Origin of the sequence: Arthrobacter sp. ERGS1:01, assembly GCF_001281315.1 — a bacterium.
In the GTDB taxonomy this organism is placed as follows: domain Bacteria; phylum Actinomycetota; class Actinomycetes; order Actinomycetales; family Micrococcaceae; genus Specibacter.
In genome coordinates this window covers 88,910-107,580 of the sequence record NZ_CP012477.1, presented here as the reverse complement: position 1 = coordinate 107,580, position 18,671 = coordinate 88,910, and the positions used below count along the sequence as shown (strand labels likewise).

The 18,671-nt window shown below is 67.4% G+C and carries 20 protein-coding genes; 5 read left to right on the top strand and 15 right to left on the bottom strand.

Annotation, left to right across the window (positions count from 1 at the left end; translation table 11 throughout):
• Nucleotides 1-121: 121 nt before the first annotated feature.
• Nucleotides 122-925 (bottom strand): substrate-binding domain-containing protein, encoded by an 804-nt coding sequence (locus tag AL755_RS00460; protein ID WP_054009237.1) that lies wholly within the window; start codon nt 923-925, stop codon nt 122-124.
• A gap of 71 nt (nt 926-996) precedes the next feature.
• On the opposite strand from AL755_RS00460, the gene AL755_RS00455 reads away from it, so the two are divergent.
• Nucleotides 997-1,359, top strand: a complete 363-nt coding sequence (locus tag AL755_RS00455) for a DUF5997 family protein (protein WP_445290300.1) — start codon at nt 997-999, stop codon at nt 1,357-1,359.
• Between the two features lie 84 nt (nt 1,360-1,443).
• Here the strand turns inward: AL755_RS00455 and AL755_RS00450 are convergent, their stop codons facing one another.
• From AL755_RS00450 to AL755_RS00440, 3 genes are all read right to left on the bottom strand, one after another.
• Nucleotides 1,444-2,976 (bottom strand): APC family permease, encoded by a 1,533-nt coding sequence (locus AL755_RS00450; protein WP_054009235.1) that lies wholly within the window; start codon nt 2,974-2,976, stop codon nt 1,444-1,446.
• On the bottom strand, nt 2,973-3,905 hold the full coding sequence (locus AL755_RS00445; protein WP_082368771.1) for a universal stress protein: 933 nt from the start codon (nt 3,903-3,905) through the stop codon (nt 2,973-2,975). Before AL755_RS00445 ends, AL755_RS00450 begins: the two co-directional genes overlap by 4 nt.
• A gap of 109 nt (nt 3,906-4,014) precedes the next feature.
• Nucleotides 4,015-5,382: a flavin monoamine oxidase family protein gene (locus tag AL755_RS00440; RefSeq protein ID WP_054009234.1), complete on the bottom strand. Its 1,368-nt coding sequence runs from the start codon at nt 5,380-5,382 to the stop codon at nt 4,015-4,017.
• Nucleotides 5,383-5,535: 153 nt separating this feature from the next.
• Between AL755_RS00440 and AL755_RS00435 the strand changes: the two genes are divergently transcribed.
• The 4 genes from AL755_RS00435 to AL755_RS00420 all read left to right on the top strand — a co-directional run bounded on the left by AL755_RS00435 (nt 5,536) and on the right by AL755_RS00420 (nt 8,947).
• Nucleotides 5,536-6,204, top strand: a complete 669-nt coding sequence (locus AL755_RS00435) for a TetR/AcrR family transcriptional regulator (RefSeq protein WP_237762434.1) — start codon at nt 5,536-5,538, stop codon at nt 6,202-6,204.
• 118 nt (nt 6,205-6,322) lie between these two features.
• Nucleotides 6,323-6,730, top strand: coding sequence for a hypothetical protein (locus AL755_RS00430; protein WP_054009233.1), 408 nt, complete (start codon nt 6,323-6,325; stop codon nt 6,728-6,730).
• A 95-nt stretch (nt 6,731-6,825) separates the two neighbouring features.
• The gene (locus AL755_RS00425) at nt 6,826-8,373 is read left to right on the top strand and encodes a stealth conserved region 3 domain-containing protein (protein WP_237762433.1); all 1,548 of its coding nucleotides are present in this window, start codon (nt 6,826-6,828) and stop codon (nt 8,371-8,373) included.
• 34 nt (nt 8,374-8,407) lie between these two features.
• Entirely contained in the window at nt 8,408-8,947 is a 540-nt protein-coding gene (locus AL755_RS00420) for a DinB family protein (protein WP_054009703.1), read from the top strand.
• Here AL755_RS00420 and AL755_RS00415 read toward each other — a convergent pair.
• The 11 genes from AL755_RS00415 to AL755_RS00365 all read right to left on the bottom strand — a co-directional run bounded on the left by AL755_RS00415 (nt 8,940) and on the right by AL755_RS00365 (nt 18,485).
• On the bottom strand, nt 8,940-9,194 hold the full coding sequence (locus tag AL755_RS00415) for a carbon storage regulator (protein ID WP_054009232.1): 255 nt from the start codon (nt 9,192-9,194) through the stop codon (nt 8,940-8,942). The genes AL755_RS00420 and AL755_RS00415 overlap by 8 nt on opposite strands.
• Before the next feature lie 35 nt (nt 9,195-9,229).
• Nucleotides 9,230-10,213 carry a hypothetical protein gene (locus AL755_RS00410; RefSeq protein WP_054009231.1) on the bottom strand — a complete coding sequence of 328 codons (984 nt, stop codon included), beginning with the start codon at nt 10,211-10,213 and terminating at the stop codon, nt 9,230-9,232.
• Nucleotides 10,191-12,215 (bottom strand): flagellar biosynthesis protein FlhA, encoded by a 2,025-nt coding sequence (locus tag AL755_RS00405; RefSeq protein WP_054009230.1) that lies wholly within the window; start codon nt 12,213-12,215, stop codon nt 10,191-10,193. The genes AL755_RS00410 and AL755_RS00405 overlap by 23 nt, the downstream gene beginning before the upstream one ends.
• 76 nt (nt 12,216-12,291) lie before the next feature.
• Nucleotides 12,292-13,407 carry an EscU/YscU/HrcU family type III secretion system export apparatus switch protein gene (locus tag AL755_RS00400; RefSeq protein WP_082368770.1) on the bottom strand — a complete coding sequence of 372 codons (1,116 nt, stop codon included), beginning with the start codon at nt 13,405-13,407 and terminating at the stop codon, nt 12,292-12,294.
• A complete protein-coding gene (locus AL755_RS00395; protein WP_054009229.1) occupies nt 13,400-14,167 on the bottom strand; it encodes a flagellar biosynthetic protein FliR in 768 nt (255 codons plus the stop codon). Before AL755_RS00395 ends, AL755_RS00400 begins: the two co-directional genes overlap by 8 nt.
• 9 nt (nt 14,168-14,176) lie before the next feature.
• Complete coding sequence (fliQ, locus tag AL755_RS00390) at nt 14,177-14,449, bottom strand: flagellar biosynthesis protein FliQ (protein ID WP_054009228.1); 273 nt, start codon at nt 14,447-14,449, stop codon at nt 14,177-14,179.
• On the bottom strand, nt 14,446-15,309 hold the full coding sequence (gene fliP, locus AL755_RS00385; protein WP_054009227.1) for a flagellar type III secretion system pore protein FliP: 864 nt from the start codon (nt 15,307-15,309) through the stop codon (nt 14,446-14,448). Before fliP ends, fliQ begins: the two co-directional genes overlap by 4 nt.
• Nucleotides 15,306-15,770, bottom strand: coding sequence for a FliO/MopB family protein (locus AL755_RS00380; protein WP_054009226.1), 465 nt, complete (start codon nt 15,768-15,770; stop codon nt 15,306-15,308). Before AL755_RS00380 ends, fliP begins: the two co-directional genes overlap by 4 nt.
• A complete protein-coding gene (fliN, locus tag AL755_RS00375; protein ID WP_054009225.1) occupies nt 15,771-16,469 on the bottom strand; it encodes a flagellar motor switch protein FliN in 699 nt (232 codons plus the stop codon).
• Nucleotides 16,466-17,374, bottom strand: a complete 909-nt coding sequence (locus AL755_RS00370) for a flagellar motor switch protein FliM (RefSeq protein ID WP_054009224.1) — start codon at nt 17,372-17,374, stop codon at nt 16,466-16,468. Before AL755_RS00370 ends, fliN begins: the two co-directional genes overlap by 4 nt.
• Before the next feature lie 193 nt (nt 17,375-17,567).
• Nucleotides 17,568-18,485 (bottom strand): patatin-like phospholipase family protein, encoded by a 918-nt coding sequence (locus AL755_RS00365; protein WP_054009223.1) that lies wholly within the window; start codon nt 18,483-18,485, stop codon nt 17,568-17,570.
• Nucleotides 18,486-18,671: the final 186 nt, after the last annotated feature.

Below are 18,671 nucleotides of genomic sequence, written 5' to 3'. Positions count from 1 at the left end.
CGTGGGCGGACCCCCAACCTCGAGGGGCCCGCCGCGAGCGAAGCGAATGGTCAGCGCGGATTTTGGGCCCCCGCGGCCGAGGGGCCCCGACCGAGGAACGAGGTTGGGGAGGCCGCGGGGACTAGCGGCGGCCGCGCTTTTGGGCGCGTGCCTTGCCGCCGGGGCGTCCACCGCCGCGGAGGTTGGCGCCACCGCCCTTGCCCTTGGCGCCGCCGCGGGCCGGCGTCGAACCCTTGGCGGGGGCCTTGGCGCCCTTCTTGGGGGCGGCGTCCTGCTTGGCCTGCACGGAAGGTTGCCGGGAGCTGTTGGCGCTGCGACCGCGGACTACGCCGATGAATTCCTCGATGACGGCGTCAAAGCCTTCGGGGCGGTCCGCGCCGTCCTCGAGCCAGGCCAGGCCGATTCCGGAGTCCTGCACGCCGGTGACAACCCGGGCGCGCAGGGCCTTGCGGTTGAAGTGGCGGGCCACCGACATGGGCAGGATCAGGATGCCCAGGCCTGCCTCGACGAGGTCCAGGGCCTCCTCCACGGATGCCATGGGCGGCAGCGGCTTGCGGGTGCCGGCCTGGATTTCGCTGGAGATGTCCCGCCAGGCGGGGAAGTCGTCCGGGTCGGCCAGGAGGTATTCGTCGGCGAGTTCCTCGACGGCAATTTCCTCGAATGCCGCGATGGGGTGGTCCTTGGGGGCCACCACCACGGACAGTTCGGTGTAGAGGGGAATGACGTTCAGCCCGGTCTTGTCCACGGGCAGGCGCACGAACGCCATGTGCGCCCGGCCGGCGCGCACGTCGTCGAGCTGCTGGGGTTCGGCGACCGGGTTGGCGTGCAACGCCACATCCGGCATGCGGTCCTCCCAGCGGTGGATCCACTTCCCGGGAGTCACGCCCGGGACAAAGGTCACTGTAAGTTCACGGGGTTCAGACACTTGTTTACCCTAACGCACTGCGCCGCCGCGGGTACCCTTGAGATATGACCATTGAACCGTCCCCCCAAGCCATGAAGTCCGCCACCGCGGCCAAGAAGCTGGGCATTCACCTGCCCGCCGCCCCTGCGGAATTCCAAGATAACGCCATCAGCCGGGGGGATTTCAAGGCCTTGCAGGAGAACCCGCCGGAGTGGTTGGCCGATCTTCGCCGAAACGGCCCGCACCCGCGCCCCGTGGTTGCCCAGAAGCTGAACATCTCCATTGGCGGCCTGAACCGCTCCGACATCACCGAGGCGCTGACGACGGCGGAGATCACCGCGCTGCTGCAGGCTCCCCCGGCGTGGCTGGTCGAGGAACGTGCCGTGCACGCGAAGGCCCGTGCCGAGGCGAAGCTGGCCAAGGAGCGCGAGGCGGCCCGCCGCCCGAAGAGCTAGCACGCCAAAAAGGACGGCGCTTGCGCAATAAGACGGTGGTCTACCGCCGTCTTATTGCGCAAGCGCCGTCCTTTTTCGTGACCGTTACGGGTTGTAGGCCTGGCTGGTCCGGCTGAGCACCTGGCCGCGGAAGAATTCCGGGTGCCGCTTGTACATGACGAACATGAGGACGGCGCCGAGCAGGATCACGCCGCAGCCCAGGATGAACACGAGGCCCAGGCCGCCAATGTTGGAGCCCGTGCCGTAGCCCGGATCCATGGAGTCGTAGGCGGTCTTGAAGAACATGACCAGCAGGATCACCCCGCCCACCAAGGGTGCAAGGAACTTGAACAGGAAGTTCCGCACGCCGTGGAATGCCTCGGCGCGGAAGTACCAGACACAGGCCAGGGCCGTGATGCCGTAGTAGAAGCAGATCATCATGCCCAGCGCCGTGATGGTGTCCGAAAGTGCGTTGTGGGACAGGATCCGGGTGATCACGTAAAAAGCCGCCGCCGCAACGGCCGCGGCAACCGTCGCATAGCCGGGCGACTTGTACGTGGGGCTGATCTTGCTGAAGCTCTTCGGCAGCGCCTTGTAGTGGCCCATGGACAGCAGGGTCCGGGCCGGTGAGACGAACGTGGACTGCAACGACGCGGCGGACGAGCTCAGGATGGCCAGGGACATCAGGATCGCGAACGGCCCCATGACGGGTCCGGCCAGGACGGCGAAAATGCTGGCCTGGTTATCAGGATTTCCTGCTCCCAGGCCCGTGGTGCCAACGCCGGCAAAGGCGAGGGTGGCCAGTGAGACCGTCATGTAGATCAACACGATGACCACCACCGTGACGGTGGCCGCCCGGCCCGGGGTCTTTTCCGGGTTCTTCGTTTCCTCGTTCATGGTCAAGGTCACGTCCCAACCCCAGAAAATGAAGATGGACAGGGACACCCCGGCGGCAAATTGCGAGAACGATCCCACGGCGAAGGGGTTGAACCAGTCGGGCGAAATGGCCGTGGCGTCGAAGGCCGTGCCGTTGGCCACATGGGCGAACGCGGCGATGGCGAACCAACCCAGCACCAGCAGCTGGAACGCGACCAGCACGTACTGGAACGTCTTGGTGGTTTCCATGCCGCGGTAGGAAATCCAGCACGCGATGGCAATGAACACGAGCGTGGTGGCGATGTTCAGCGGCAGGTTCGCGGACAAGTCCCCCAGCGATGGATTCTGAAAGATCTGCGCCAGCATCAAATAGAAGAAGTCGACCGCCACGGCGGCCAGGTTGGAGAGCACGATGATCGTGGCCGCAATCAGGCCCCAACCGCCCATCCAGCCCAGCCACGGGCCAAAGGCGCGCGAGGCCCACGTGAACGAGGTGCCGGCGTCGGGCATGGCATTGTTCAGTTCGCGGTACCCCAGGGCCACGAGCAGCATGGGGATGAACCCCACCAGGAAGATGGCCGGCAGGTGCACGCCCACCGAGGACACCGTGGGGCCCAGGGCGGCGGTGAGCGTGTAGGCGGGGGCGATGCAGGAGACGCCGATGACGACGGCGCCGATCAGGCCCACCGAGCCGGCTTTCAGGCCCTTTTCGCTCAGGCCGTGGTCGCCGGCGGCGTTTCGCACTGTGTCGTGGCTGGTCATTTTGTCCCCTTTGCGGGTCCCGCGTCGTCGATGACGGGGACCTGGGTTGTGTGGAAAAGTTCTTCCGGCAGCGGCTCGTAGTTGCGCGGCACCACGATCATGGGCACCGGCAGGGCACGCAGGATCCGGTTGGCCGTGGCGCCGAGGAAGATCGAATTGTTGTGGGCCAGGCGGCTGGAGCCAATGAGCAACAGCTCCCCGTCCTGCCAGTCCAGGCGGTCCACGGCGTCCTCGATGGTGCGCCCGTGGCCGACCACGACGTCGATGTCGAGCTTGTCGAGGGCGCTCACGTCCACGCCCCGGCTGGCCTCGGCCACGCCGCGCAGGTGGGCGGTGGCCTCCTCGATGCCGGCGTCGGATTCGCCGGCACCCAGGGCCACGAGCGAGACCAGGCGCAGCGGCAGGGACCGGCGCTTGGCCATCGCAATCCCCGTGCGCAGCACGTCCTCGGCGCCGGCCCGGGTCCCCAGGGCGCACGTCAGCCGGGTGATGGGTTCGGTGCGGCTGTAGCCGGACGGGGCCAGGACCACCGGCACGGTTGACGCGTGCAGCAGGGCGCTGGCCACGGAACCGATCGAGAACCGCTTGAACAGGCCGATGCTGCTGGCCCCGATCACCAGCAGTACCGCACCAAGTTCGACGGCGGCCGCGATGAGCGCCTCCGCCTCGGATTCCCCGCGGCGAATGTGTGCCCGGGCGGCCACATCCGACGGGATCAAGCCCAGGCCTTCGTCGAGCCACTCGGAAACCTGCTTGGCGAGGATGCTCTCAAAGCCGGCCTCGGGCGGGTAGACGCCGTTGTAGGGCGAATCCTCGGGAAGCACCATCACCAGGTCCAGGGAGGCACCCTGCCTGCGGGCCAGCGCCACGGCCAAGTTAACGGCGTCGCCGCCCCGGGCATTGGCCGTGTATCCGACTACATAACGCAAAAGTGTCCTCCTGTGGACGAGTGATGATTCAGGCCCCGGCTGTGTCGCGGAAACTGCATGAAAATCGTCGATTTAGTGCAGTTTCTGCGACACAGCCGGGCGGGAATTGCTACTTGAGGTCGGCGATCAGCTTCGCAGCGGTGAACTGGCCCATGCGGACCGCGCCGTCGACGTGCTGGTAGCCCTCGGCGGCCAGGTCGGAGCAGGACCAGTGGATGGGGCCGACGGGGGTGAGCTGGTCGGGTCCGTAGCGGTGCAGGCCGCCCAGGTCGTAGCTGGCGGCGTAGGCGCCGCGGGTCCATTCCTCGGAGCCCCAGTCGGACTCGTAGTAGACCACGGGCTCGGCCGCGGCGTCGCCCAGGAAGTCGGCGAGCGCCGTCGTGACTTCCTTCTGGCGCTGCTCGGGCGAGAGCGAAAAGGCGTAGTCGGCCTTTTCGTCGGAGATGAACGCGACCAGGGTGCCGCGGGGGTCCTCGTGGTTGGTGTTGTCGTAGACCTCCTGGACCAGCGAGGAGGCGGAGAAGCCGGTGCCGGAGAGGCCGTCGGCACGCCAGAACGGGGTCTCGTACACGGCGTGGACCTTGATGACCAGGCCCAGCGACTGGTGCTGGTGCATCTGGTGCTGGCGGCGGGGCAGCGGCGGGTCGAAGGAGACGCGGCTGTACAGGTTCGGCGGGACGGCCATGACCACGCGCTTGGCGGTGACGGTCGCGTTGTCGCTGGTCACGGTGACGCGGTAGTCGCCGTCGATCTCTTCCCACCGCACGGTGCGGGCCGGGGAGTTGAGGATGACGTTCTCGCCGAGCTTCGCGGCCAGGGCCAGGGAAACGCCCTGCATGCCGCCCACCACGCGCTTGTCGAGGATGAAGTTGTCGTCCACCAGGTTGGAGAAGGAGCCGGCGGAGGAGGCCATGAAGACGGCCTGGAGTGCGGAGAAGGCGTGCGCGGGCTTGGTGAGCATGCCGCCGGCGATGAACAGGCCGATGTTGTTGCAGGCCTCCTCATTCGGGGACTGGCTGCGCAGCCAGTGGTGGAAGGAGATGGTGTCCAGTTCGCGGGCGGCCGGGTGGTCCCACGGTCTTTCCGGATCCATTGCGGCGGCCAGGAGGTCGAGGGTGTCGATGAGCTTGTTCATCTCGGCCTCGGTTTCGGCGGTGACCGGGAACATCTCACCCGTGTAGCGGGTGCGCGTGCCGTCCGGGGCAATGTAGACGCTGTCGCCGTCGCGGTAGCGGGGGTAGGTGTCCAGGCCGAGTTCGTCCAGCAGGCCGATCAGCGCCGTCTGGTCCGGGGAGACCCACTGGCCGCCGATTTCCAGCCAGGCGCCGTCGATCGTGTTGGACCAGGTGCGGCCGCCCACGCGGTCACGCGCCTCGACGACGGCCACGGTCAGGCCGGCCTTGGTGAGTTCGTGTGCTGCCGTCATGCCGGACGGGCCGGCACCGATGATGACGACGTCGCGCTCAAGATTCTGCATTATTTCCTCTCCATGGAAACCCGTTCGTGTCCGGGCTCATAAAATGAATGACGTTCATTTAGAATAGACTGTAACGTACCTCACCCCGCCGGGTAAAGGCGGTGGCGGGAAAAGATTCGCCCCCTGGGGCGCAGGCAGCACGGAAAGAGTGAAGTGAACCAGAGCGCAGCGATCGCGGCACCCGCACGACGACGGGCCGGCCGGCCCCCGCGCGCCCTGATCAGTTCCGCCCAAATCACCAAGGCCGCGCTGCGGCTCGTGGCCAAGGACGGCTACAAGGCGCTGACCATGTCCGGCGTGGCAAAAGAGCTGAACGTAGCGCCGTCGGCCCTGTACAACCACGTTAGTTCCAAGCAGGACGTGCTGGTCCTGGTGGAGGATGCGCTGATGGGGCGCGTGGACGTCTCCGCCTTCACGGACAAGCCCTGGGAGGAGGCCGTGCGGCTCTGGGCACACTCCTATCGCGACGCGTTTTCCGCCCACCTGCCGCTCATTCCGGTCATCGCGCTGCTGCCCGTGACGAACGCTCCGCAAACCATCAAGATGTACGACGCCGTCACGGCCGGCTTCCTGAGGGCCGGCTGGCCCAGCGAGCGGATCGTGGATGCCATCGTGGCCCTGGAATCCTTCATCTACGGCTCCGCCTACGACGTCAACGCCCCGGCCGACATCTTTGCCACCGGCGAGCTGTCGGCGCAGGCACCGTCCTTCAGCGCAGCCGTCGCCGCCCGCGCCGCCCACCGCGGCGGGACCAGCGACGCCGACGCCGCCTTCGCGCTGGGCCTGGGCGCCCTGGTGTCAGGGCTCGCCGCGTCGCTTTAGCCGACGGCCCGGCATCGGAGCGCCCCGCACCGCCCCCGCGGAAAGCCACTAGCCAGCACGGACGGTGATCCCTAGGCTGAAGCCAGGAAAGTTTTCACCATCACCAAAGGAGCACGCCATGGGTTTCAGCATCGGCACCGCAGCACTTCGCCTCGTCTCCGGGGCGTTCATCCTCAACTCCGGCATCGGCAAACTCAGCCTGGCCGAGGAACAGGCTGCCGGCTTGCAGACGGCGGCCGCCCGGGCGATCCCCCAGGTCGCGACGCTGACGCCGGCGCAATTTGGCAAATACCTCAGTGCCTCTGAGATCGGCATCGGCACCGCCCTCCTGCTGCCGCTGGTGCCCACCCGGCTGGCCGGGCTCATGCTGGCCACGTTTTCCGGCGGTCTGCTGGCCACCTATCTCAAGGCCCCCGGCATGACGGAGCCGGACGGCATCCGCCCCACCCATGCCGGCACCGCCATGGCAAAGGATTTTTGGCTGGCCGGGATCGCCGTCGCGCTGATCTTCCGGCGGCGCAAGTAACGCACGGGCCGCTACGTCACCGAAGGGACCCTTTCCCAGGGTCCCTTCGGCGCATCCGGGGACTATTATGCAGCTAACCCCTAGGAGAGCCGCCGTTGCCCAAACACCCCATCCCACCTGCCACGCCTGCCCACAGCCCGGCCTGGCTCAGGCTGGCGACCCGGCCCGACGTCGTCGTCCACAAGGGCCGGCTGGCACTCCTCAACAGCACGCTCACCCCGGACCAGGCCATGGTGGCGGACCTGCTGGCGATCCGCACAGCCCTCGATAACTTCGCGATCCCGTACCTGTTGGTGCGCGGCAACAACGAACGGCCCGTGCTCGCCGTCGACCGTGCCTACCGGCACGCGCTGAAGAATGCGCTGGCCCGCTCCTTTGCCGATGAACCGCTGTACGCGCGCAGCATCGACACGGCCCGGCGGACGGTGCTGCTGGCCGACGGCGAGCCCGCCCTGCCCGCGAAAACCCGGATCATCCGGCTGTTCCGGCCCCGGCTGGAGCCTGCGGGCGGACTGTATTTCGGGGCGTCGGCCGGCGTCCAGCTTGAATTGTGGACGTTCCGGAAGGGGCATATCAAGCTGCCGCTGGAGAACTCGCTGACCCGCCGGCGGATCAGCGCCGCGGACGCTGTGCGCGGCACCGTGAGCCGGTACGGAATGTCCTGGCCGACCATCGAGAACATGTTTGCCGACCACGCCTTTGACGTGCGTTTCACGGTGGACATGGTCTTCAGCTGGGTGGACGGCAGTTCCGCGGAATACCAGGCGGCCCGCCACGAACAGGAGGCCGACGCCGTCCTGGGCGAGGGTGACGGGCATGAATCGCGATACCGGCAAATCGACGAACTGAAATATGCCCTGCGCTCCATATACATGTTTGCGCCATGGATCCGCACCATCTTTATCGCCACCGACTCCCCGGCACCCGCATGGTTGGCGGAACACCCGCGGGTGCAGATTGTGCGCAGCGTTGAGCATTTCGCCGATCCGTCCGTGCTGCCCACCCACAATTCGATGGCCGTGGAGTCCCAGCTGCACCATATTGCGGGCCTGGCCGAGCACTACCTGTATTCCAATGACGACATGTTCTTTGGCCGGCCGGTGGGCCCCGAGATGTTCTTCACCCCCGGCGGCATCACCCGGTTCATGCTCTCGCCCAACAGGATCGGCCTGGGCGAAAGTTCCGTGGAGCGCAGCGGCTTCGAGAACTCGGCCCGGGTGAACCGTCGGCTCCTGTGGGACAAATTTGGCCGCTTCACCACGCGCCATTTGGAACATTCCGCCGCACCGTTCCGCAAATCCGTCATGGCCGAGCTGGAACAGGCGTTCCCGGCCGAATTTGCCGCCACCGCGGCCAGCCGCTTCCGCGCCGCCGGGAACATTTCCGTGACAAATTCGCTCTACCATTACTACGCTCTACTCACGGGCCGGGCCGTCATGCACGCGGACGGCCTGGGCGTCTACGTCGACACCACCAGCAGGAAGGGGCTGGCCTCATTGAAGCGGATCCTGGCCAGGCGCAATGCCGATTTCCTATGCCTGAACGATGGCAGCTTCCCCGAGGTCGACGCCGATGAGCGGCGGGAGCGCGTAAGCGACTTCCTGCAGAAGTATTTTCCCATCAAGGCGCCCTGGGAAAAATGATTCCGTGGGCGGCATGGATTCCAAGGAGCAGGCAATGACCGATTCCCCCGCAAGCCTTTCCGCGGAGATGGCGGATATTTCCGCCATCCTCACGGATCAGCGGCATACGTTCATGATTCCCATGCGCAACTTGACCGATGAGCAGGCCAACACCCGCAGCACGGCCAGCACCCTGACCCTGGCGAGCCTGGTCAAGCACGTGACGGACACCGAACGGCACTGGGTGTCCACCATCCTGGCACCCGACGAAAACGCCGTCTTCGACATGGCCGCCGGAACGGACGGGCACACCGTCCACGACGGGGAGACCATCGAGACCCTGGTGGCGGCCTTTCACGCAAACGCGAAAATCACCGATGCCGCCCTGGCACGGATTGACCTCGACGCGCTGATCCCGCTGCCGCTGGCCCCGTGGCAGCCCGACCGCGAATTCTGGACGGCCCGCCGGATCCTGCTGCACCTGCTCCGCGAAATCTCCCAGCACAGCGGCCATGCGGACATCATCCGGGAAGCCATCGACGGCGCGAACACCACCTACGCCATGGGCGCCGACGCCGGGATGGACTTCAGCTAGGCGGTTCCAGGCCCAGGGCGGCCAGGATGAGCTGCTCCGGATCGGCCGCACCGTCCCCGCTCGCCTGCAGGGCCTCCTGGTTGCTGGCGGACACCGCGTCCACCACCTCGCTGCGGTGGATCGAGACGTTCCGGGGGGCGTCAATGCCGATCCGGATGCCCTCCCCGCGGCCGCCGTCGAGGATGGTCAGGACAATGTCGTTGCCGATGAGGATCTTCTCACCGATCTTCCGAGTCAGTACCAGCATGGCTTTCCTTCCGTGGATGTGCTGATGGGGTGGTGCTAAAGCGTGGGGCGTTCGGCCTGTTGGCCGTCCAGCCAGCCCACGGGAATATCGAGCTCGTTGACCGTTTCCGGGGTCGAGGTGTCCTCGGATCCCACCACGGCCAACGCGTCGGGTGTGGAGAACCAGCATATTTGGCGCACCCACGCCGCGGTGTCCTCGGGTTTGTGGGCCGCGTCCACCACCAGCCAGAGCTGGTCCGGGCGCAGTGCCGATAAAGCGGCCGGTTTCGACGACGTCCTGGCCCCAATGCTGAATGCTACCAAAAGCGGTTTGTTGGCGACGGCGGCCAGCGCCTGGGCCTTCTTGACGCCGGGACTGTCGATGAGCACGTGTTCCACGCCCTCCGCCCGGTGCCCGCCGGCGGTGCGCAGCATGGCCCCGCCCGCGTGGTTGAGTTCGCGCAGCATCGACGTTGCCACGCCCAGCGGTTGCTCGCGCAGGCCCACCAGCACCACCAGGTCGCCGGCACGGGTGGACGGACGCACGACGCCGCCGTCGGGCTCGGGCGGTGCGGGCCGGGTGTGCGCCGGGCCGCCTTCCGCATCGCCGGCCACCGCTGATCCGCATTCCTCATCGCCGGCAACGGCCAGCCGCGCCATGATGGCGTCAAAATCGGGCTTCCGTACGGCCTGCTCCACCGGCTTCCCGGCGGATTCCGCGGGCACTGTGGGCACGGCGACGGCCGTGCCGTGGCTGTCGGCCTTGTCGGCCTCCGCCAGCAGCGCGGACAGCCCGCGCCGCGAGGTTGCAGCGGGCCGCGTCCCCGCGTCCGGGGCGGGCCGGGGCGCCGCCTTGGCCGTCAGGGGCGGCCCGTCCACCTCCACGGTCACCTCGTAGCTGGTCTCGGCGCCCAGGCCGAACAGCCCGCCCACCTGGATGCGTTCAGCACGGACAATCCGGGCCCGCTGGCCGTATTCATGGACCAGCTGCCACTTGAGTGCGGCAAGGCTGGGCCCCTTAAGCTGAAATCGACTGGGCACCGCGCACCACTCCTAACGTTTCGATGGTCGGGTTGCCGGCCGTGGCCTCGGTGTAGGAGAGCACGGGCAGTCCGTTGACGCGCCCGGCCACCAGGCGCCGGATGGCCGGACGCAGGGCCGGGGCACACACCAGCACCACGGTCCGGCCTGATGCCTCGGCCGCGGCCGCGTTGTCGCCAACACTGGTCAGCACGGCCTCGAGCCGGTTGGCGTCCATGACGATTTGGGTGCCGAGGTCCGAGGGCCGCAAGCCCTCCAGCATGCCCTGTTCCAGGGTTGGGTCAATCATGAGCACGGCCAGGGTGCCGCCCTCCAGGTATTTGTCGGCAATGACGGGGCCCAGGCCGGTCCGGGCCGCCTCCACGAGTCCTTCCGTGTCGGAGCCTTTTTTGGCCTGCAGCGACAGTGCCTCGTAGATGCGGGGCAGGTCGTTGATGGGCACCTGCTCCACCAGCAGCCCCTGGAGCACGCTTTGCACTTCGCCCAGCGACAACAGCCCGGGGATCAGGTCCTCCACAATGGACGGCGACACCTCCTTGACCCCCTCGGTCAGGACGCGCACGTCCTCCCTGCTGAGCAGCCGGGCCGCGTTGGCGCTGACCACCGACGACAAATGCGTCACGAGCACCGAGACCCTGTCCACCACGGTGGCTCCGGCCATCTCGGCACTGTGCCGCATCTCCGCCGGCACCCATTTGCCGGCCAGCCCGAACACGGGTTCCACGGTGGGGGTGCCCGGCAGGCAGGCCAGGTTGTCGCCGAGGGCCAGCACGCGGCCGGCCGGTGCGGTTCCGCGGCCGGCTTCCACGCCGGCAATCCGGATGACGTAGGTGGACGGCGGCAGTTCAACGTGGTCGCGGGTGCGGACCGGGGGCACCACGATGCCCATTTCCATGGCCACCTTGTGCCGGAGGGCGCGGATGCGGGCCAGCAGGTCGTCGGCGGAGCCGGACACCAGGTCCACGAGGTCGGTGGCCAACTGGATTTCCAACGGCTGGACGCGCATCTGTTCCAGGATGTCCTCGGTGGTTTCGGTCCGGGGCGCCGACGGCAGGGCCGCCAGCGCGGCCGCCGTCGCCGCCTTCGTTTCGGCCGCCTTCACCCGTTGGCCAATCACGAGCAGGATCGCACCGACCGCCAGGAACAAGAACACCGGCATGCCGGGGATGACGGCCATGATGATCGCCGCGATCCCGGCCACCATCAGGGCCGGGCGGGACTGCGTCAGCTGCACGGCCGCCGTCGTACCCATGTCGGAGGAGGCGTTGGAACGGGTCACGATCATGCCCGTGGCCACGGCCATCAGCAGTGCCGGGATCTGCGAGACCAGTCCGTCGCCCATGGAGAGCAGCGAGTAGGTGTTCAGCGCGTCGGCGATGTCCATGCCGCGCTGGCCCATGCCGATCGCGATGCCGCCCACCAGGTTGATGATGATAATGATGATGCCAACGATCGCGTCGCCCTTGACGAACTTGGACGCACCGTCCATGGCACCGTAGAAGTCGGCCTCGGCGGAGACCTCGGCGCGGCGTTCCCGGGCCGCGACGTCGGTAATCAGGCCGGCGTTGAGGTCGGCGTCGATCGCCATCTGCTTGCCGGGCATGGCGTCAAGGGTGAAGCGGGCGCCCACCTCGGCCACGCGCTCGGCACCCTTGGTGACCACCACGAACTGGATGACCACCAGGATCAGGAAGATCACCGCACCAATGATCAGGTTTCCGCCCACGGTGACCTCGCCAAAGGCCTGGATCACCTGGCCGGCGTGCGCCTGGCCCAGCACCAGCCGGGTGGAGGCCACGTTCAGGCCCAGCCGGAACAGTGTGGCCACCAGCAGCAGGGACGGGAACACGGAGAAGTCCAGCGGCTTCTTCACGAACATCGTGTTCATGAGCACCAGCAGCGCAAACACGATGTTGATGATGATCAGGACGTCCAGCAAAAGCGTGGGGATGGGCACCACAAGGAGCAGCACAATGCCCACGACGCCCATGGGGATGGCCATTGCTGACACATTGCGGTTCACGGCGGGTCCTTAGTCTGGTTGACGGAAAAGTTGGGGGAAAGCGGGTGGTGCGGCCTCAGGCCGCGGCAAGCCCGGCCGGGATGGGCGAACCGGCCGGCAGGATCTGGTGGGTCCCGGCCCCGCCACCGCGTTTCTTCAGGGCCATGACGAACGCGAGCACGGCCGCCACCTGGTTGTACAGGTCCACGGGAATTTCCGCGCCCAGCTCGCAGGAGCCGTGCAGGGCCCGCGCCAGCGGAATGTCCCGCACCATGGGCACCTTTTTCGCCTCGGCCTCGGCCCTGATGCGGGCGGCGATCCGGTCCGCCCCCTTGGCCACCACACGCGGCGCCGACTTCCCGGGTTCGTAGCGCAGCGCCACCGCCACGTGGGTCGGGTTGACGAGGACGACGTCGGCCGTCGCCACCGCGCTCATCATGCGGTTGCGGGCCATGGACAGCTGGCGTTGCCGGCGGGCGGACTTGATCAGGGGGTCGCCGTCGGTGCTCTTGTTCTCATCCTTGACTTCCTTTTTGGTCATCCGGGTCCGCTTCCGGTTGCGCCGGGACACCACGAACACGTCGGCGACGGCAAGCAGCAGCCCCGCGCCCACCGCGTACTGGATCAACTGCACCAGGCCCTGCCCGGCCGTGGCCAGCATTTGCGAGACGGGCAGCACGCCGGCGCCCAGCAACGTGACGGTCAGCCCCTGGATGACCACGAACAGGACAAGTCCCACCACGGCGGTCTTCAGCAGCGCCTTGGCCCCGTTCCACAGCGCCTGCTTGCCCACCACGTTCTTCAGGCCCTTGAGCAGGTCGAACTGTTCGAACTTGGGCTTGAACTTCTTGAAGCGGATGCCGCCCTGGAGCGCGGCGGCGGCCAGCACGGCCACCACGACGGCGGCGAACAGCATGCCGAGGATCCCCGCCAGGGACCCAAAAGCCGATTCCATGGCCTTCAGCGCGGTGTTCGCGTCGGGATGGTGCACCATGGCCGTGACCGTGAACATCTGGTCCGAAAGTGCATTGGCGCTGGCGGAGATGACGCCGGGGATCATAAGTGCCGCGGCACCCACGCCCACCCAGGCGGTCAGATCCTGGGAACGGGTCAGCTGACCCTTTTCCCGCACCTCCCGCATGCGTTTGTCGGTGGCTTGCTCGGTTCTTTCTTCGCTGGGTTCCTCAGCCACCGCTGATCACCTCCGTCAACCGGGTCATGGCCGTGGTCACCAGGGCGGCCACCCTGGGGCCCAGGCCGATCACGACCAGCCCGCCCAGGGACAGGGTGAGCATGATCTTCAACGGAAACCCGAGCGCAAAGGCGTTCAGCGCCGGGGCCACCCGGGTCAGCAGACCCAGGCCGGCGTCGGCCAGGAACAACACCACCAGCAGGGGCCCGGCAATTTGTACTGAGGCAATGAACATTTCCATGACCGAGCCCGCCATGGTCTGGACCGGGTGGGTGAGGTCGAGCGCCCCGCCCAGCGGCACGGCGTCGAACGACCTGGCCAGGCCGCCAATGATCAGCTGGTAGCCGTCGGAGGCGAAAAGGAGCGCCAGCGCCGTCATTTGGAACAGCCGGGTGAATTGGGCGCCGTTGACCATGGCCTGGGGATCGAACGCCTGCGCCATGGAAAAACCGCCGAAGAGGTCAATCAGTGAACCGGCGGACTGCACCGTGGCAAACACCAGGTAGACCAGGAAGCCCAGGGCCGCGCCCGTGATGATCTCCATCAATACCGAGACCACGAATTCGCCCGTGCCGCTTTCCTGGTGCCCCACCGCAACCCGGCTCGTCATGGCCAGGCCAAGGCCCAGCGCCAGCATGCCCTTGATGCGCAGCGGGAAGGCGTTGTAGGAAAACGGCGGGGCAATGACGATGAAGGCGGTGGTCCGCACCACCGCCAGCAGTGCCGCCTCCAGCCAGGCCATGTCCACGGGGATGTTCATGGACCGTGCCTAGCCGGCCAGCAGGGACGGGATTTTGGCGAAAAGATCGTGGGTGAACGTGACAATCTCGGTGATCATCCAGTGCCCGGCGATCACCAGGGCCAGGACAACGCCCACCGCCTTGGGCACGAAGGACAGCGTGGCTTCCTGGATTTGGGTGATGGATTGGAGCAGGGACACGGCAAAGCCCACCACGAGGGCCGTGAGCAGGATGGGCGCGCACAGTTTTGCCGCCACCCACAGGGCCTGGACGGCAATGTTCAGGACTTCGGCGGTGTTCATGGACTGCCCGCATAACTTTGGATCAGCGAGGTGATGATCAGTCCCCAACCGTCCACCAGGATGAACAGCAGGATCTTGAACGGCAGCGAGATCATGACCGGCGGGAGCATCATCATGCCCATGGACATCAGCGCCGAGGAGACCACCAGGTCGATGATCAAAAACGGGATGAAGATGACGAAGCCGATGATGAAGGCGCTGCGCAGCTCGGAAATCATGAACGCCGGGATCAGCGTGAGCATGGGCACGGCGGCCGGTGAGGCCGGGTTGTCCCGGTTCGCGGCCCGGGTCATCAGGGCGATGTCCTCCTCCCGGGTGAGCGGGAGCATGAAGTGCCGCAGCGGACCGCCGGCCAGGTCGAAGGCCTTGTTGACGTCGATCGTGCCGTTGAGGAACGGCTGCACGGCCGTGTTGTTGATGTCCACCAGGGTGGGCGACATGATGAACAGGGACAGGAACAGGGCCAGCCCGGCCAGCACCTGGTTGGGCGGCACGGTGGGCAGGCCGATCGCGTTGCGGGTCATGGCGAGCACCACGAAGATCTTCGTGAAGGACGTCATCATCAGCAGCAGCGCCGGCGCCACGGACAGCAGCGTCACGGCCAGCAGCGTGACGATGGATGAGCTGGGGGTACCGCCGAGCCCGTTGATGTTGATGTTCACGCCGCCCGTGCCGGGGTTTTCGGGGTCCACGGGCGCGGTCGGGTCGGTGGGCGGTGTCGGGTCGCCCGGGGCAAAGGGCGCGAGGGCGTGCGACGGCGCCGCCGTGAGCATGCTCAGGGCGTAGAGGGCGGCCAGGACCAGGAGCACGACGACGGCGGCCTGCGCCCAGCTGCGCGGGTGCCGGAATGCGGTTGTCACAGATTCAGGCCCTTGCGAACCGCCGCACCGGCCTGCGCCCACGTGCTCGGGGCAAAGATGGTCCCGTGCAGGGGTCCGGAATCCGGGGAGGGGGCGTGCCGCGGCCGCCGGGCCGCGGCCTCGCGGCGCAGGCCGGGTTCGCCGGCCTGTTGCAGGACCAGCGCAAACTCGGGGTCTGTGCCCTCGGCCGGCTCCCCGTCCCAGACCGCCGCTTCCGGCGCGTCGGAGGTGTGCAGGACGTTGACGGAGTGCTCGGTGACCCCGAGCAGGAACCGCTGGCCGGCGGATTCAACCACCACCACGGAAGCCTTCTGTCCCAGGTTGCGCCGGCCGATCACGTCGACCGCCGACTTTTCGCCGTGGTGCCCGGCCTTGGCGAACCGCTTTTGCGCCATCCACAAAAGGACGGCCACAACCGTGAGGGACAGTCCCACCCGCAGCACCAGGAGGAATGTGTCCATCTAGCCAACCGTCTCTGCGGTGTCCAGGATCTTCGTGATGCGTACGGCATAGTCCTGGTCCACCACCACTACCTCGCCATGGGCGATGAGGCGGCCGTTGAGCAGCACGTCGGCTGGCGAGCCGGCGGACCGGTCAAGGTCCACCACGTTGCCCGGCTCAAGGCCCAGCACGTTGGCAACGCTCATGCGGGTCCGCCCGATCACCACGGAAAGCGCCATTTCCACGTCGTGGATGCGGCCCAGCTTGTGTGCGGTCAGCTCGGTGTGGCCGCTGCCGGCCGGCTGCCGGATTCGCAGGGCAAGCGACGCGAAAGGCTCCTGGCCCGCGGCGCCGTTGCCGGCGTCGGTGAAAGTGAAGATCGCGGCCTCGGGGTCCGCGAACAGGGCGGCGGCGTCGCGCTCGGAGACCTCGCCGAGCACGCCGGAACCAAATTCGGCCGTGGCGGCCTCAAAGGCGGGGCGCAGGACGTCGGCCAGGGCCACCGTTCCGGTGCCGCCGGCGGCGCGGACGCCGGCCTCGGCGCGGGCGGACAGCACCAGGGCCAGTTCGGCGGAGACGGCGCCAACAAAGTCCACGCCCACCCCGACGGTGCCCGACGGCGCGGAACCGGACGGCTGTTGCGTGGTTTCCAGCGGCGACGGGGACGGCAGGAGGGCCGCGAGTGCGGAAGCCGCCGCTGAGGCCTGGGGTGTGGTCATGGGTGTGTCTCCTCGGTTGTGACAATTTGCCCGGCCCGGCGGGACCCGTGCGTGACGCCGATGGCGCGGGCGATCGGCTTGCCGCCCAGGGTCAGGTCGAACGGCCTGGCCACGGGGTGCGGAAGCGGCAGGACGTCCCCGACCACCAGGTTCAGGATGGTTTCGGGGGTGACGGGCACGGGGGTCAGCGCGAGTGCCACGTCCACGGGGACGTGGCCGATCTGGGCGCGCAGCTGGGCCGGGGCCGCCGCGGGATCGCTGACGGGGTTGCTGTTGCCCAGTTGCTGCACCAGCACCTCGGCGGGCAGGGCCACCGTGGCGCGCCAGTTGCGTTCACCGACGCGGATCGTGAACACGGCAACGATCATGAGGGTGTTCGTGGCCGCGGCCTGGGCAAATTGGGAGTTGAAGTGGATGCCGTCCACCGTGGGAACCTCGTCCAGCAGGGACCCGAAGGAGTAGCGCAGGTCCTCCAGCGTGTCATCCACCAGGCGCTTGACGAGGGCGTGCTCGATTTGGGTGAACTTGCGGTCCGGGATGGGGGCGTTCGAGGCGCCGCCCAGCATGCGGGTGACCCAGAACAGGGCCGCCTCGGACGGGAACTGGATGACGCCGCGGGCTTCCTGGCCGGCCAACGTGCACAGCACCATGGCGGTTGAGGAGGGCAGGGAGGCGGCGTATTCGTCGTAGGTTGCCATGGTGACCTGTTCGGTCACCACCGTGGATCCTGCCCGGATCTTGGCACCCAGCTGTGTCCCCCACTGCCGGGCGAACGTTTCAAACGCCAGCTCCAGGACCCGGCTGTGCTCGCGGGCGAGGGTTGTGGGGCGCCGGAAATCGTACGCCTCAACCACCTTGTGGGCCCGGGCAGAGGGCAGCGGTGATTGTTGCGAGAGTGCGGGCATATCCGTCACTATCGGCAGGCTGGGCGGATCCGTTAGAAAGAAATTGTTTTTGTTTTTACGGACGCCGGTCCCGGCTCCCCGGCAGCCGGGACCAGGCATTTGCCTATTGGCAAGCACCCGGTCCCGGACGGCTCAACTCGGTTCGGCTCAGTTCAGCCCAGTTCAGTTCAGTTCAGTTCAGCCGAAGGTGCCGTCAGCCCCAGAACTCGGCGAGCTGGCCGGCGCGGGCCATGCCCTGTTCGTATCCGGCCCTGGCGGCGGGCGGTCGCAGCGACAGGTCCATCCCGCGGGGGCCGAACAGGTTCTCGGAGGCATTGTCCGGGTAGATCGTCTCGACCCGGCTGCCGCCCTTGCGTAGTTCCTCGAGCTGTGTTGCCAAATGTGTGCCCCACGCCGCCGGATGCAGTGACCTGCCGCCGAAGGGTGAGAGCACCAGCACCCGCTCGTAGCCGGCGGCCAGATCGGCGTTCTCGGCATTGCTCCGGTAACCGCCGTCGAGGTAGCGGTTGTCCCCGATCCGGTAGGGCATGCCGCTGGAACAGCTGGCGGCGATGGCGTCCACCAGGTCGACGCCGCCGTGGCGGTCGAACACGGCCGGTTCGCCGGTATTGGCGTCAACCGCCGTGATCAGCACGTCCCGTTCCGGCCAGGTCTGGCCGGGAATCCGGGCCGCGACGGTGGCGTGCCAATTGCTTGACCAGGAGCCGTCCGAGGCCGCCTCCATCTTGAGTGCCGCCGCGCCCAGCCTCCGGCGCATGTCCGCCACATCCTGCGAAGCGGCGATGATCTTGTTGATCCGCTCCAGGTGGTTGACCACCGGCCTGCCGGGACCGGGTCCGAGCTGGCCCGCCCGTTGCTGGGGAGTCGCGTCAAGGATGCTGGCATACAGCTCGGTGGGGCTGGTACCGGCGATCTGGGCCGCGGCGGTTGATCCCGCCGAGGTTCCGATGGTGAGCTCGGCGGCGGTCACGTCCAGGCCGGCCTCGAAGAGGCCGGCGATGACGCCGATCAGCCATGCATTGCCCGTGGATCCGCCGCCGCCGAGGACCAAGGCCCGCTTGGGCGCCGTCGTCGGGGATGCGTGCGGGGTTGAAAAAGGTGTTGTGTTCATGGGAGTAGCCCTTCGCGAATTGCGTTTTCGGGGGCTCCCGGGGGCGACTAACTCAGTCGCGCAGTCGTGCACTGCAGGGAGCACCCATTGCTGATACTGCGTTCATTGGGTATCACCTCCTGCAGATTGATCACGGTCAATCGAAAATTACCACGCCCGCGGCTCGGCGCGCAAGCACCGGCCGCG